A 13,917-nucleotide genomic window follows, 5' to 3' on the forward strand; every position below is an offset into this window, starting at 1 on the left:
CTCCGCCGAGCGGGGATTGCGCCGCGGCCCATCCGATGTGCCCCTGATGCGGCCCGGCGCGCCGACTGCTACTGCTGCGCCATCGCCGCGGCGAAGCGCAGCAGCCCCTCGCCCCAGCCGCCGAGGATGTACGTGCGGTCGTAGAACTCGGGCACGAGCGTGTCCTGGTACCCGGCGACCTGGACCAGGAACACGCGCACGTCGCGGTTCACCCGGGCGCGGTACGTCGCCACGAGCTTCGCCACGTCGATGTAGTGCCCGTTCCAGGCGAAGTCCGCGTAGTCCTTCGGCCGCGTACCGTACAGGCCGCCGTGGCCGGCCTGCATGTCGCTCATCACGAACACCGAGTCCCAGCGCTGCCGCTCGCGGATCGCGCGATCCCAGAAGAGCCACACGCCGTTCTCGGTCGCCGTCCCGATCGTGCGGGCGATGTGCTCCGCCTTCTCGAGCTGCGAGAACACGCTCTCCTGCTTGCGCACCGCGAAGGTCTCCAGCCGGTCGCCGAACACGCCGAGGTGCCCGTCGCTCGCGCGCATCCCGGCCACGACGCCCGTGAGGTTCGCGATCGTGGAGATCTGCATCGTCCCGAGGCTGCTCGTGGTCGTGCCCTGCGCGGAGCCGCTGTTGTCGCAGAGCACCATCACGCGGCCGGGGAAGTATGGCACCTGGCCGAGCGATCGGCTCAGGCACTTCTCCACCGCGTCGAGCACGGCGCCCGGCGCGCAGCCCTTCACGGCGCGGTAAGCGCTGTAGTACCGGAACGGCAGCTGCTTGCCCTCCGCGGCCGTCTCGACGAGCTTCGGCAGGAACTGGTCGAACGGCACGCCCGCCTCGATCAGGTTGCGCAGGTTGCGCAGCAGGGCCATGTGGCCCATGACCGGCAGCGCCTTGCGCCACGCGCACCGGTTCGAGCCGCGCGCCGAGACGATCGCCTCCCAGGTGCGGCCCGTCGCGCGGAGCGCGCCCTTCGCGAGGCGGTCCACGCTGGGGCTCTTCGGGTGCACAAGGTTCATGACGTCCACGGTCTTGCTCCCCTTGCCCTCGAGCCGGTACTTCGCGAGGGCGTGATCATCGAAGCGCTCGAGCGCGTCGCGCAGCGCGCGCTTCAGCGCGTTCGGCACCGGCTTGCCGAAGCGGTAGAGCTGGTACGCGAGGGCGACCGCCGGCTCGTCCGCGCGCTTCAGGATGCGCGGCGCGTAGCTGCGCACGAGGCCCGTCCCGCGCACGGAGGCGGTGTTCGCCGCGCGCACCAGGATGACCTGGGGCGTCGTGCGCATGTGCTCCTCCTCGCGCAGCCGCACCGCCTCGGCGAGCGTCGCCTCCGGATCGGCCGCGAGCGCCTCGTCGATGGCCTTCTCGATCAGCGCCGCCGGCGAGAGCTTGCGCCACTCGGCCGGGTCCACGGCGCCGAGCGTCTCGCGCAGGCGCCGCACCTCGGCGTCGGAGAGGCGCGCGCGGGCGGCCGCCTTCTTCGCGGCCTTCGTCGACGCCTTCGCCTTCGCCGCGTTCACGGCCTTCGCCGGGCGCGGATCCGCAGGCTCGCGGTGGTAGTACATCGGCTCGCCGAAGAAGCACGACGAGGCCGCGAGGCGGAGGCGCTTCAGCGGATCGGCGATATCGAAGGAGCGGCCGCCCATCCAGTTCAGGTGCGAGTCGGCGCTGCGCTTGTCCTGACGCTTGAGATGCTGAAAGAACGCCATGATGACACCTCCATCCTCGACGCACGCGCGGCGAGGGGTCGAGAGCTGGGCGCAGATTCGAGCTGCGCCCCGCTCGTAGAAAACGGGCGCAGCGCGGAGGATGGTGGTCACGGGGTTGGTCGTGTCAAAACGAAGGAACCGTGACGCTCACTGCCGCGCTGCACCCTGGTGCCAGAGGCGGGACTCGAACCCGCGACCTCGTCCTGAGAAGGGAAGTAACCCCGGAACTCACTGCCGGCGCTCATCGCGCCGGAGAACACCGTCCGGAGTTGTTTTCGCGCTCTAACCGCTGAGCTACTCTGGCGTGGACGCTGGGGGGTATTGCAGGGCGGATGCCAAGGTGGTCTCGGCCGGTGCCGGCCGCAGAAACCCCGTGGAACGGGCGAGAAGCGAGGGCCGCTGACGTCTCTCGCCGGTCTAGTGTCTATCCCATGGGATAAAATCCTAGATGAGCCGATAGATCGGTGCGGTCGCCGTAGGTCGACCCGCTAGCAGGGGGCGTCGGCGCGAGCGGCGCGGACCTGAGCTGGGTCACGGGGCTCGCGGGCCTCGAGCGGATCGAGGCGCGCTCCGACTCCATCACCGACCTCACGTCCCTCCTGGGCGTACCGCTCATCGCCACGCTGGATCTGTCGGACAACCTGATCGAGGACGCGTCTCCGCTGAACGAGGTCGTATTCATCCACTGCGCGCAGGTCTCTCTCGCGGGGAACCCCGGTGAAAGCGCGTTCGGCAGCGTGCTGGACGCGCTCTGCGCGAGGAACGTCGTGGTCGGCGGCTATTGCATGCCCGCTGTTTGCGACCCTTGCGCGAACCTCGGCTGCGATTGAGCGCCTCGGCTCGACGGAGCTGACCCAGGGCGCCGAGCTCGGGCCGCCGCGCACGTCAGGGTCCCCTCGAGTGGGCAGTGGTACACTCCACAGCCTGCGGGTGATGCGAGGCATGTCCAGCGTGTGGAAGGGGCGAGGTGGCTCTTGAAGTACCAGCTTCGTAATGGCGTCGTTTCGGCGATCGCGCTGGCTGCCCTCGTCGGCAGTTGCGTGGCCGCGTGCGGCGGAAGCGGCGGCGCGAGCGCCAGTGACGGCGAGGCTGGCGGCGGGGGCTCGACCTCCGGAGGGACTTCGGGGGCGGCGGGCGGCTCCGGCAGCCAGGGCAGCGGCGGTAGCAATGGCAGCTCGGGCGGCCAAGGGACGTCGAGCGGCGGCTCGACGAGCTCGGGCGGCAGCGGCGGCAGCGGCCCGATGACGGGCGCTGGCGGCGGTGACCCGAGCGACGGGTGCGCGACGCCGGGCCAGGCAACCGAAGGTTACAGGTCAATCGAGGTGGGCGGCACGACTCGCCGCTACTATCTCGTTCCCGCGACGACGACGACGACGCCCGCGCCGCTCGTCATCAGCTTTCACGGGCACAGCGGCACGGGTCAGGGAGACGTGTCCACCTTCGCCCTCCGCGACACCACGGGGGGACAAGCCGTCCTGATGTTCCCCGATGGCGTGCCGCAGGATTGGTACGGTGATGCCGTGGGATGGGACAATCGCAGCACCACGTCCCCCGACGTTGCGTTCACCAAGGCGCTCATCGACGAGGCCGCGGCGTCGCACTGTATCGATCGTTCGCGCGTCTTCCTGGTGGGCTTCAGCTGGGGTGGCTGGATGTCGGCCCAGGCGGGCTGCGCGCTGGGCGATCAGGTGCGCGCGCTGGTCTCCGGCGCGGGCGGGCCGCCCGAAGGTACGTGCGCCGGACCGGTGAGCGCTCTCATCGTCCACGGCGCGGCGGACCCTGCCGAGCCGCTCGACTCCGGCATCCAGACCCGGGACAGGTTCGTGGCCTTGAACCAATGCGGCTCCGGCACTTCGCCGGCAGGCTCGGGCTCGTGCGTCGCCTACGAAGGCTGCTCCAAGCCGACGTGGTGGTGGCAGCATGAGCTCGGTCACACGCTTCCTGAGGACTCACAGAGAATGATCTGGGAGTTTCTGCTCGCTGCGCCGTAGCTCCACGGCGTCCATTTCTTGGGCGAGCTCGCGGGGGCGTGATGCAGGGGGCGCAACCAGCATCACGACGTGGGGATGGGAGCGGGTGCGGCGGGGACCTCGGCTGCGTAGGCCAGGAGCTCCAGAACGAGGCGCCGCCTCGCCCGAGTGGAGCGCGGGATCCGGAACGTCGCGACCGTGGCGCGCGCGCATCACCGTGGATGTGAGAGGGGCACGATCCAGGGCTCGGTAGAATTCTGAAGGAGCGCCCAGAGCCGGGCCTGCGCGCTCGTCACCGCCGGCGCGCCGAGAGGAAACCGGCGGCGATCTCGGTTGTGTAGAGTGCGAGATGACGGCGCTCGTGCTCGGCTCATGGTGCATCGCGGCGGACGGGTCCCTCGCGCCGAGGCTCCCGTGAACCTCGCCGCCCGATCCCGGCTCGGCCCGCAGGCCGGGGCCGAGGAGCTGCTCCCCCGTCCCGCGGACGGCGAGCGGTACGACCCGCCCGAGCACATCGTCCCCATGGCGTCCCAGGACCTCCCGGTGTCCAGGGTGCGGGCCTCGGGCGCGGCGGCGCTGGACGCCGAGGCGCTGTACCGCCGCCACCATCCGCTGGTGTACCGCCTGGCCCTCCGTTACGGCCGCGGCAACGTGGCCTGGGCCGAGGATGTGACGCAGGACGTGTTTCTCGACCTCATGAAGGCGCTCGCGACGCTGAACGATCGAGACAACCTCGAAGGATGGCTGTACCGGGCGACCTCGAATCGCTGCCTGAACCGCCTGCGGCGGGACCGGTTCCTCGACCTCGCGCCCATCCGCTGGCTGTTCGGGCAGGACGAGGCCGATCCGCGCCCGATGCTGGAGGAGGTGGCCATCGCGCGCGACGATCTGCGCCGGGCCTTCAAGGCGCTGGGCACGCTGCCTCCCAAGGAGCAGGTGGCGTTCTCGATGTTCTATCTCGACGGCAAGGAGCAGGAGGAGATCGGGAGCGTCCTTGGCCACTCCAAAGGGTACGTGTGCAAGCTGATTCAAAGGGCCGTCGCGCGGCTCCGCGAGGCCGGGTGGGAGGTGGGGCCATGACGCGAGACCGCGACCTGCTCGCGCTGCTGCACGAGGTCGACGCGCGGCTCGCGGCGGCGACGCCTTCGCCCCGGCTCGCGGCGCGCCTCGGCGCGCAGCTGCGCGGGGAACGCCCGTCACTCGCCCGGCGCGTGGGGCGCCCGCTCGCGCTGGCCCTCGCCGCCGGAACGGCCGCGGTCGCCCTCGGCGCCGCCCTCCAGCGCCCCGCGACCCCCGAGGTCTCCGCGCGCATCCCGGCCGTCGAGCCCGCGATCGGGATCGTCGGCGATCGCTCCCGCGAGGACGGCGGGATCCCGGAGCGCACGCCGGCCGAGGGCCGCCCGCCGGCGCCGCCCAGGATCTACGCCCCGCTCCTCCGGGAGCCGCCCCGCCGGCTCGCTCCGCCGCCGAAGACCTCGCCCCCTGCACCGCACAGCTCGGCAGCGCCGCCGGAGGCGCGCGACGCGCCCGAAGGCCAGCGAAGCAGCGAGCTCCCCGAAGGTCGCACCCTAGCCCCGCCGTCGCGCGCGCGCGCCCAGCCGCCGGCCGCCGTGCTCCCGTCGAGCCCGGGGTGGGTCGACGCCCTGGAACGGGCGCCGCTCCACGCGTCGCGCGGACTGCTCCCCGCGTGGAGCCGAGGCTCCGGCGGCGCCAGCGCTCCGGTGGAGGTGGCTGGGCAAAAGGGCGAGCGAAGCGCCGAGAGCAGCGCCGAGGAGGCGGACGGCGCGGCGACCGGGGCGCCCCGCGAGAAGCCGACGGGTCCGCAGGAAGAGGCGGTCTGCCGGACGGCGGAGGATTTGACGAGCGAGGTCGAGGCGATGTGCGACGTGCAGGGCCTCCTCCTCGGCGACGTCAAGCTGCTCGATCGCTGCAGAGACGGCGGCTACCGCGGCGTCGAGCACACGTGCGTCGACGGCGAGCCGACCGAGTGCTGGCGCGGCCGGCTCGGCGACGGCCTCACCTGTCATGACAGCGGCGATCTGAAGGATCAGGCCTACATCACGTGCAGCAACCAGGGAGCGGATCTCACCGAATTCACGTACGACCGGGGTGTCCCTGGGTGCGGGCCCAGCGAGACGACAGGGGCCGTCTATGCGTGCTGTCCGGCGGCGGAGCCGCTTCCGTCGCGCCTGTGCTGGACGACCAAGATCGACCACGGGGACGTGTGCCAGGCGCAGTCGACGCTCGGTGAAGAGGCCAGCGCCATGTGCGCAGACGCCGGGCAGCGGATCTTCCGTATCTGGTACAACTCCGGCACCGCGATCTGCCCCGAGGCGCACGACACGAGCGCGCTCTTCACCTGCTGCCCGTGAGCAGCGGTCGAGGGCCTGCCTGGCGGAGCTTGAAGTGCCGTATCCCCTCCGGCACGAGCGAGAGCGACGCGGCCGCGGGTGAAATCGACGCGACGGCGGGCGAGGGCGCGTCCGTCGCTGCGCGCAGGTGGTTTCGTCAACGCCGGCGACAGGTATGATGGCGCCCGCCCTGAACGCGCCCGCGCGCGGTGGAGTCGCTCCCATGCCCGATCCCTACATCTACCAGCGTGATATCGAGACGTACGGCCGCTTCACCGCGTCGCAGATCCAGAAGCTCGTCCTGCCGGTCGACGCGGGGTTCGGGAAGGCGCTGCGCACCGTCACGGCGCGCCTGGACGCCGCGACCGAGGCCCTGCGCAAGGCGAAGCTGGACGCGACGGCCGCTCCCGTGCCTCCCAGCGCGTCCCGCGGATCGAGGGGCGGCCGAGCCAATCCGGTCGCGGCGGGCCGCGGCCTGCTGCGCCGCCTCGTGGAGCGCGCCGCCTCGCGGCCCAACGGGGTCGCGCTGGCCCGCGATCTCCTCCAGGGCCAGTCGCTCGCCACCGTGCTGCGCCGCCGCCCCGCGGCGCTCGCCGCGGCGCTGACGCACGCGATCGAGGTGCTCGAGCAGCACGAGGGGCAGCTGCCCGAGCGCGAGGCGTGGACGGACGACCTCGAGCGCTCCCGGGACGCGATCGAGCCGCTCATCAGGAGCGTGCGCAAGACCCGGCTCGCGCGCCGCACCGTGACCCCGGAGATGAAGGCCGCCCGCGACGAGTGGATCAACACCTATCGCGCGGCGAAGCTCCTCGTGGAGTGTGTGCTCCGGCTCCACGGCAAGACGTCGTTGATGCCGGAGATCTTCGGCGATCTCCCGCGCGCTCCCCGCGCCGCCGCGGTGGCCGCCGCCGCGCGACGCCCGCCGGCCAGCGCGCCCGCGCACGCGTGACGATTCCGCTGCTCACGCCGGAGCTCGACCCGCGCCGACACGTGGCCTCGGACCGGGCGGCCCGGAACACGCTCGTTTCTACCCGCCCCCGAGGTGCGCCCGGAAGAAACGCACGAGGTGCCCATACTGGAGCACCTGGTTGTCCCGCTTCTGCGCGCCGTGCCCCTCGTCGGCGAACAGGATGAGCTCGGACGGGATCTTCCTTGCCTCCAGCGCCTGCTGGATCTGCACCGACTCGCCCGCAGGGACCCGCGGATCCGACACGCCCTGCACGATCAGCAGAGGCGCCTTCACCCGATCGAGGTAGGTGATCGGCGAGAGCTTGAGCAACGCGTCCCGATCCTTCTCGGGATCACCGTACTCGGAGATCCGGAGGATGCGCCGGTAAGGCGCCGTGTTCTGGAGGAACGTCACGAGGTTGCTCATCCCGACGACGGCGGCGCCCGCGTCGTACGCGCCGGCGAACATGGTCATGCCGATCAGCGAAGAATAGCCGCCATAGCTGCCGCCGAAGATGCCGACCTTCGGCGGTCGGCCCTCGTGGCCGAAGCTCGCCTTGACGAACTTCGCGGCGTCCTCGATGTCCGTGATGACGTCGAGCCGCTTCGCGCCGTCGTCGGCGTGCAGCCATGTCTTGCCGTAACCGTCGCTCCCGCGGACGTTCGGCTCGACGAACACGAACCCGGCGTCCACGAAGATCTGCGCCCGCGCGCTGAACCCAGCCCTGGTCTGGACCTCCGGGCCGCCGTGGAAATGGACGATCACAGGACAAGGCCGCTCGCACCGCGCAGGGCGGCGCACGAACATCGGGATCTGCGCGCCGTCGCGCGCCGGATAGGACTCCAGCGTGGCCGCCGAGAACGCGCCCGGCGCCACCTCGGGCATGCTCGGAGCGTGCCACTGCGAAAGCTTGCCAGTCGTCCAGTCGAGGACATGCGCCGTCGCCGGCGACGTCGACGTCTCCAGGAGCAGCGTCGTGAACCGGCCGTCCCGCGTCGTCGAGACCGGGGTCACGTGATCCGCCGCCGGGAGCGCTGGCAGCTTGATCTCGCGGTGCGATCTCGCGTCGAGCGCGCGGAGCCGCGTGTAGCCCCGCTCGTTCACCGTGTAGAGGATCCTCTTCTTCGCCCGATCGACGGAGAACGCGCTGACGTCGAACGGGATCTCCGGCGAGATCGGCGTGAGCTTCCCCGCCTTCCAGCTGTAGAGCCGGCGATATTCCCCGAGGCGCGGCGTGAGCACGAGGACCTCGCCGGGGGCCGCGCCGTAAAGGGCCCTGTAGTCCTCGCGCTCGCCCTGCCCGAAGAGGGGAGTCAGCGCGTCGGCGCCCGGAGCGGTCTTTGCGCCAGGCGCCCACTCGAAGAGCTCGCTCATGTTGGAGCCCACGTCCTTCGCGAGCAGCAGGCGACCGTCGCCCGTGGCGTCCACGGCGCGCCAGATGCCCTCGCGATCGAACACGACCTCTCGCTGCCTCGACGCGATGTCGTACCTGTAGATGACGTACGCGTCCTTCTTGACGTCGTTGGCCCGATAGTAAACGTGCCGCCCGTCGTCGGAGATGAACTGGAGCTGCGTCTGCACGCCGGGCATGTGCTGGATGGCGACGAGCGGGCCGCCCTTCGCGTCCTGCAAGTAGAGCCCGGGGTTCTCCTCGCCCTTGCGGTCGCGCGAGAGGACGAGGCGCGCGCCGTCCGGCGTGACGTCCGCAACAACCGTCGGATCCTCGCCGCCCGTCAGCTGCAGCGGGAAGCGCTGCGGCCCGTCGAGCCGGAAGACCTGCCTCGTCCCCGTGATCGTCCAGGTGAAGTAGAGCGCCTTGCCATCCGGCCCGAGGACGCCTCCAGAAGGAGCGCGCACGTCGAGCATGGCCTGGATCCGGCGCGAGACGTCGTCCGGGAGCGGCGGCGGCGCGTAGCGCGCCAGGATCTCCGGAGAGACGCTCGCCGCGCCGTGCCCCGCGTACCCGGGCCGCTCCGGCGCGGGCGCAGGCCGCGGCGGTCCGGCGGGCGAAGGCGGCGCTGGAGGCGCGGACGTGACAGGCCGAGGCGCAGCCGGAGGCGCCGGCCGGGCCGGCGCGCACGCCGCCGAGAGGGCGAGGGAGCCGAGCAAGCCGAGCAAGGAGCGCCGCGCGGCGCCATGGCGCCGGCGCCGCGTCGAGGAGGACGACATGCGGCGCATTTCGCCGGAGCGGGCGCACGCCGGCAAGGTCAAAGGCCGCGCGGCGCGGGCCCGCCTCAGTCCGGCTCGCCCGGGAGCTTCGCGCGGCCGAGGGCCGCTTCCGCCGCCGCCAGCTGCGCCGCGAGCTTCCGCAGCTCCTCGGCTTCCTCGCCCTGGAGCGAGATGTTCGGGACGAGCGCGTTCAGGGCGCGGCGGTTGTACGCGAGCCCGAGCGGCGAGCCCTTCTCGAGGTTCATCACCATCGACTCGGCCAGCACCGCCAGCGCCTCCCGGTGCAACCCCTTCGCCGAGAGCACCTCCGCGAGCGCGGCCGTCGAGCGGGCCAGGCCGAGCAGGTCGCCGAGCGCCTCCTCGGCCTCGATCGCCGCGGTCAGGCGCTGCGTCGCGCGGTCGAGGCGGCCGTTGCGGAGCTCCAGCCGGCCGATCGTCTCCCACACCCGGGCGAGCTCCCGGGCGTCGCCGAGCTGCTTGTAGGCGCGCTCCGCGGCGAGCGCGTGGTCGAGGCCCATCGACAGCGCGTCGGACTCGCGCCCGGGGCGGGCGGGGACGTGGAGCGGGATGCGCGCGAAGAGGTGGTCGGTCTCGGCGAGCTCGACGCGCGCCGACGGATCGACCCGGGCCCGCTCCTCGAAGGTCCGGCGCGACTCGATCAGGAGGTGCGTCGCACGGACGGGATCGCCCATGCGCACGTGGACCGCCGCCTGATCGTTGAGCAGCCGGGCCGCGCCGAGCGCGTCCCCGGCGTCGAGCAGCAGGCGGCTCGCGGTCGCGAGCTCCTCCAGCGCGCGCTCCAGCGAGCGCGCGTCGCCCATGTCGTAACAGACGCCGGCGATGAGGGTGGCGACCTCGGCGTGCAGCTCCGGCGGGTCGCCCTGCGCGAGGAGCGCGCGCGCGGCGTCGAGCACCTCGAGCGCGCCCGCGAGCGTGCTGGCGGGGTCCGGGCCGGCCGCGTGCCATTGCACCCGGGCGATGCCCGCGAGCGCGCCGATGCGGAGCCGGCGGCGGGCGGGCGTGGCCGGCATGCCGTCGAGCAGCGAGAGCGCCTTCCGCCCGTAGCTCAGGGCCTGGGCGTACGCGCCCATGGCCGCCGCCTCGACCGCGGCCGCGCAGTAGCGCTGCGCCGCTTCCTCGTGCTCGCCCGCCTCGGTCAGGTGCGCCGCCGCGCGCACGTCGTGGAGGTGGCGCCCAGCGCCGTGCGCCGCCGCGCTCGCGGCGCCCGCTGCCTCGGCGCGATCGGGCGCCGCGGGCGCCGGGTACATGGACACGCCGAGCGGCGCCGCGGCGCGCAGGGACTCGGCCGCGGCGCGCCCGGCGACGGAGTCGGCCGCCGCCGGCCAGGAGAAGGCGTGGCGGGAGCCGGAAGACGATCGCTCGGACAGCGCGGCAGGGACGCGCAGCGAGGCCCCACGGGCCGAGCGGCTCGGCTCGTCCGGGAAGGCGCCGCCGAGGGACGCGAGATCGCGGGGCACCCGCATCGGCCCCGGGATGGGCGCGTCGAGCGAGTCGGGCGGGGCGTCGAACATGAGGGACTCGGGCGGCTCCGAGACGCGGCGGCTCTCGGGGCTGCGATGGAACAGATCGGCGTAGGACCACGCGGGATTGCCGGGCCCTGCGGGGGCCATCGGCGCGGGCCTGTCCTGGGTGACGCGCGGCGGCGCGCGGCGCGTGTTGCTCATGGACGCGCCGCCCGCAGGGGCCACGGCAGGCGGCGGCCTCAGCGTCTCGGCCGCCCGCGGCACCCCGCCGCGCGCCACCGAGAGCGTGGGGTCGGCGGTCTTCTCCCACTCGTCCACGTTCGACGCGCCGCCGGCTTCGGGGGTCGGCCCGCCTGCGACGGGCGCGCTGGGCGACGCGGCCGCTGGTGACGCCGTCGCCGGCGGCGGGCCCGCCGGCGGGGGCGCGGCGGCCATCGTGCGCGGCGTCGCCATGGCGGGCAACGACGCGGACGGCGGCGCGGTCGAGAGCGGCGGCGCCCCGGCCTTCGCCTGCGCGGCGGCGGCCCTCGTGGTCGGGTCGTCGCCGCGAGGCACGCCGAGGTTCGCTCCGGCGATGACGTGCCGCTCGACGGTCGACGTGAGGATGGCCGCGCTCTGCGTCGGCGGCGCGGCGGCATGAGCTGCCGCCGCGGCATGGGCCGGCGCCGCCGCGGCATGGGCTGGCGCCGCCGCGGCATGGGTCGCCTGGTGATCGGCCGCGACGACGCCCGACGCGGCGCGCGGCTCGCGCGCGGCCGGGGCGTCCGGCTCGGTCCGCTCCTCGATGAGCAGCGTCGCGAGCCGCCGGTGCCACACGCGGGCGAGCGACGGGAGGATCGAGCCGCGGAGCGCCTCGACGGTCTCCTGCGGAAGATGGAAGCGCCCGTCGCCGCGGTCCTCGACCGGAACACCCGCGTCCGCGGCGCGCTGCAGCGCCTCGAGCACGTCGAGCGCGTCGACGCGGAGGAGCGCGGCGACGAGCTCGCTCTCGAACCCCGAGCCGACGATCGCGCCGGCCCGGAGCACCCGGAGCACCTCGCCGGGCAGCTCGCGCACCGCGACCTGCGGCGGCGGCGGGGGGGGCGTGGTCGCGCTCGTCAGCGTGATCGCGCCGTCGGCCGGCCGGAGGAGCGCGTCGGCTCCGCAGGCGGCGCGCATCGCGTCGACCAGGCCGCCTGCGGGGCCGGTCGGCGCGTGCAGGCGGAAGGAGAGGACCAGCGCGACGCGGAGCGCGTCAGGCCGGGACACCACCCGGCGCAGCACGTCGAGCGTGGCAGGATCGGCGTGCTCGACCGCGTCGAACACGATGGCCCACGTGCGATCCGCCTGCTGCGCGAGGCGGTTGGCGGTCTCGATGAACTCGGCGTCCACCATCAGCTCGTGCACGTCGCCGAGGAGGCGGCGCCGGAGCCCCGAGGCGGCGCGGCTGCGCGCCTGATCGAGCGTCGGCTGCGCCCCGCCGGCGAGGCGCTCGATCTGGATCCGCGCGTCGCGCAGCGGCCCGAGCGTCATCTCGGGGACGTCGCAGCGCACGCGCACGATCCGCAGCCCGAGCCGCGCCGGCGGATCCCCGGGGACGATGTTCAGCAAGGCCGTGTGCCGGCCCTCGGAAATGCGCTGCCAGAGCTGTTCCACGGTCCGCTCCTCCTCTCTCCGGGCGCACACGGCCCAGAGCGGGGCGCATCGTCGTGCGCTACGGGATCATCCGCGTCGTTCGGCTCGCTGCGGCGTACTTTCGTGCGCCTCGCTCGCCTGCCTCGCGGCTGAGCCCGTATCCTACGAGCCTGCACCCCGCTCTAGTATCCCCAGAGGAACTCCGCGCGGGCGAACGCCGTGAAATAGCTCCCCGGACCGTCGCCCGCGCCAGGGAGGAGCAGCGTGTACTTGCCGGCGAAGCCGGCGGCGAACTCGCGATTGAACGCGTAGTCGATGCCGAACGGGATGGAGACCCCGAACTGCCCCCGGTGGCAGCCCGGCTGGCCAGACGAGCCGCAGGGCGCGAGGCGCACACTGTCGTATGCGCCGGTCATGAGGCCGACGTAGGGGACCCACTGCAGAATATCGATGACGTACGTGGCGCCGGCGGATGCGCCGAGGAGCATGAGATCGCCCCCCGGGTGGGACGCGGTGTTGACCTCGGCGACCGCGTTGAAGGCGTCCGTGAGCCCGTAGGCGAGGTGCAGGCTGCCGCCGATCCCCGGGTACGTCCCGCCGTCCGCGAGGAGCGCGTACCCGACGCCCGCGCCGGCATGCCATTGCCGTTCAAAGGCGTCGGCCCGCGAGGGGGCCAGGAGCGCGAGGAGCGCGAGCGCGGCGGAGGTCAGCAGGGCGACAGGGGGGCATCTCATGGTCAGTTGCGGCGAGCAGCCCGGAGCGCCCCCGCGACGAACCATGGATCGAGGGCGACGACGGCGCGCGCCGGGCGCTCGATGAGGGCGCGCGGCGCGAGGCTAGCACGCGCGCCGCAGGACATGTTCAGCGGAGCTGCTCGCGGCGACGGGGGGCCCGCGACGCCCCCGCGTCCTCGTCCTCGATCTCGTCGGCGTAGATGCGCGCCGCGGGGTCGGCCGCGCCCTCGCCCGGATCGATGCGGAGCGACGGCTGAGGAAAGCGGACGGCGGCCGCCCCCGGGATCCCGGGGAAGGTGTAGAGGATCTCGCCGCGCTCGCCGATCTCGACGCCCACGTCGCCGGGGCGCTCCTTGGCGAGCTCGGTGAGCAGGGCGTCCGCCTCCGGGGCCGGCAGGTCGAGCGCGACGCCGACCTCCTGCGCCGTGAGCGGGCGGCGGCGGTGCGACGCGAGCGAGAAGATCGCCTGAACCTGGGCGTCGCGCGAGGCCTTCGCCCCGGAGCGGGAGAGCTTCCGTCCGCCCAGCAGGAGGAGCAGGCCGAAGGCGAGGGCGACGAAGCCGATCGGCAGGCCGATCGCGAGGCCGGCGATCGACCCCGGGAACAGCGCGGCCGCGCCCAGCCCGAGGAGGAGCGCCAGCGCGAGCCCGCCGACGAGGACCAGCCAGCCGAGCACGCCGGCGACCGCGCCGCCGACCCTGGACGGCTGCCCCGCCAGGCTGACCGATTTGCCCGCGAACGGCAGGCGCTCCCGACCGCACGCGGTGCAGTACGCGGCGAGCCCGCGGTGGATGACGGGCGCGTTCTTTCCGCAATGAGGACACATGAGGACTCCCCCGGGAGCAGATCTTCGCGAGCCAGGCTGTAGCGTAGGAATGAAGCCCCTCCGCCGCCAGGTGTGCGGCCGCGGGATCTCCAGGTTTTTCGCGGGCACGCCGCGCGGGTC

Annotated in this window: 9 protein-coding genes and 1 tRNA gene; 4 read left to right on the forward strand and 6 right to left on the reverse strand. The window is 73.3% G+C overall.

What is annotated here, in order from left to right; translation table 11 throughout:
* Window positions 1-68: 68 nt before the first annotated feature.
* Window positions 69-1,700, reverse strand: a complete 1,632-nt coding sequence (locus WME97_RS13810; RefSeq protein WP_437552363.1) for a TROVE domain-containing protein — start codon at window positions 1,698-1,700, stop codon at window positions 69-71.
* Window positions 1,701-1,866: 166 nt separating this feature from the next.
* A tRNA-Arg gene (locus WME97_RS13815) sits at window positions 1,867-2,004 on the reverse strand.
* 670 nt (window positions 2,005-2,674) lie between these two features.
* Here WME97_RS13815 and WME97_RS13820 point away from each other — a divergent pair.
* The 4 genes from WME97_RS13820 (at window position 2,675) to WME97_RS13835 (ending at window position 6,970) form a co-directional block, all read left to right on the forward strand.
* Window positions 2,675-3,691 carry an alpha/beta hydrolase family esterase gene (locus WME97_RS13820; RefSeq protein WP_437552364.1) on the forward strand — a complete coding sequence of 339 codons (1,017 nt, stop codon included), beginning with the start codon at window positions 2,675-2,677 and terminating at the stop codon, window positions 3,689-3,691.
* A gap of 393 nt (window positions 3,692-4,084) precedes the next feature.
* Window positions 4,085-4,750: an RNA polymerase sigma factor gene (locus tag WME97_RS13825; RefSeq protein WP_437552365.1), complete on the forward strand. Its 666-nt coding sequence runs from the start codon at window positions 4,085-4,087 to the stop codon at window positions 4,748-4,750.
* A complete protein-coding gene (locus WME97_RS13830) occupies window positions 4,747-6,042 on the forward strand; it encodes a hypothetical protein (protein WP_437552366.1) in 1,296 nt (431 codons plus the stop codon). The genes WME97_RS13825 and WME97_RS13830 overlap by 4 nt, the downstream gene beginning before the upstream one ends.
* Before the next feature lie 202 nt (window positions 6,043-6,244).
* Window positions 6,245-6,970, forward strand: coding sequence for a hypothetical protein (locus tag WME97_RS13835; RefSeq protein WP_437552367.1), 726 nt, complete (start codon window positions 6,245-6,247; stop codon window positions 6,968-6,970).
* Window positions 6,971-7,048: 78 nt separating this feature from the next.
* Here WME97_RS13835 and WME97_RS13840 read toward each other — a convergent pair whose 3' ends face one another.
* The 4 genes from WME97_RS13840 to WME97_RS13855 form a co-directional block, all read right to left on the reverse strand.
* Window positions 7,049-9,139 carry a S9 family peptidase gene (locus WME97_RS13840; RefSeq protein WP_437552368.1) on the reverse strand — a complete coding sequence of 697 codons (2,091 nt, stop codon included), beginning with the start codon at window positions 9,137-9,139 and terminating at the stop codon, window positions 7,049-7,051.
* Window positions 9,140-9,204: 65 nt separating this feature from the next.
* On the reverse strand, window positions 9,205-12,258 hold the full coding sequence (locus tag WME97_RS13845; RefSeq protein WP_437552369.1) for a hypothetical protein: 3,054 nt from the start codon (window positions 12,256-12,258) through the stop codon (window positions 9,205-9,207).
* A 161-nt stretch (window positions 12,259-12,419) separates the two neighbouring features.
* Window positions 12,420-12,971, reverse strand: coding sequence for a hypothetical protein (locus tag WME97_RS13850; protein WP_437299583.1), 552 nt, complete (start codon window positions 12,969-12,971; stop codon window positions 12,420-12,422).
* Window positions 12,972-13,098: 127 nt separating this feature from the next.
* Window positions 13,099-13,797, reverse strand: a complete 699-nt coding sequence (locus WME97_RS13855) for a hypothetical protein (protein WP_437552370.1) — start codon at window positions 13,795-13,797, stop codon at window positions 13,099-13,101.
* Between the last annotated feature and the right edge of the window lie 120 nt (window positions 13,798-13,917).

This window comes from Sorangium sp. So ce367, assembly GCF_051520455.1.
Lineage (GTDB): Bacteria > Myxococcota_A > Polyangia > Polyangiales > Polyangiaceae > Sorangium > Sorangium cellulosum_B.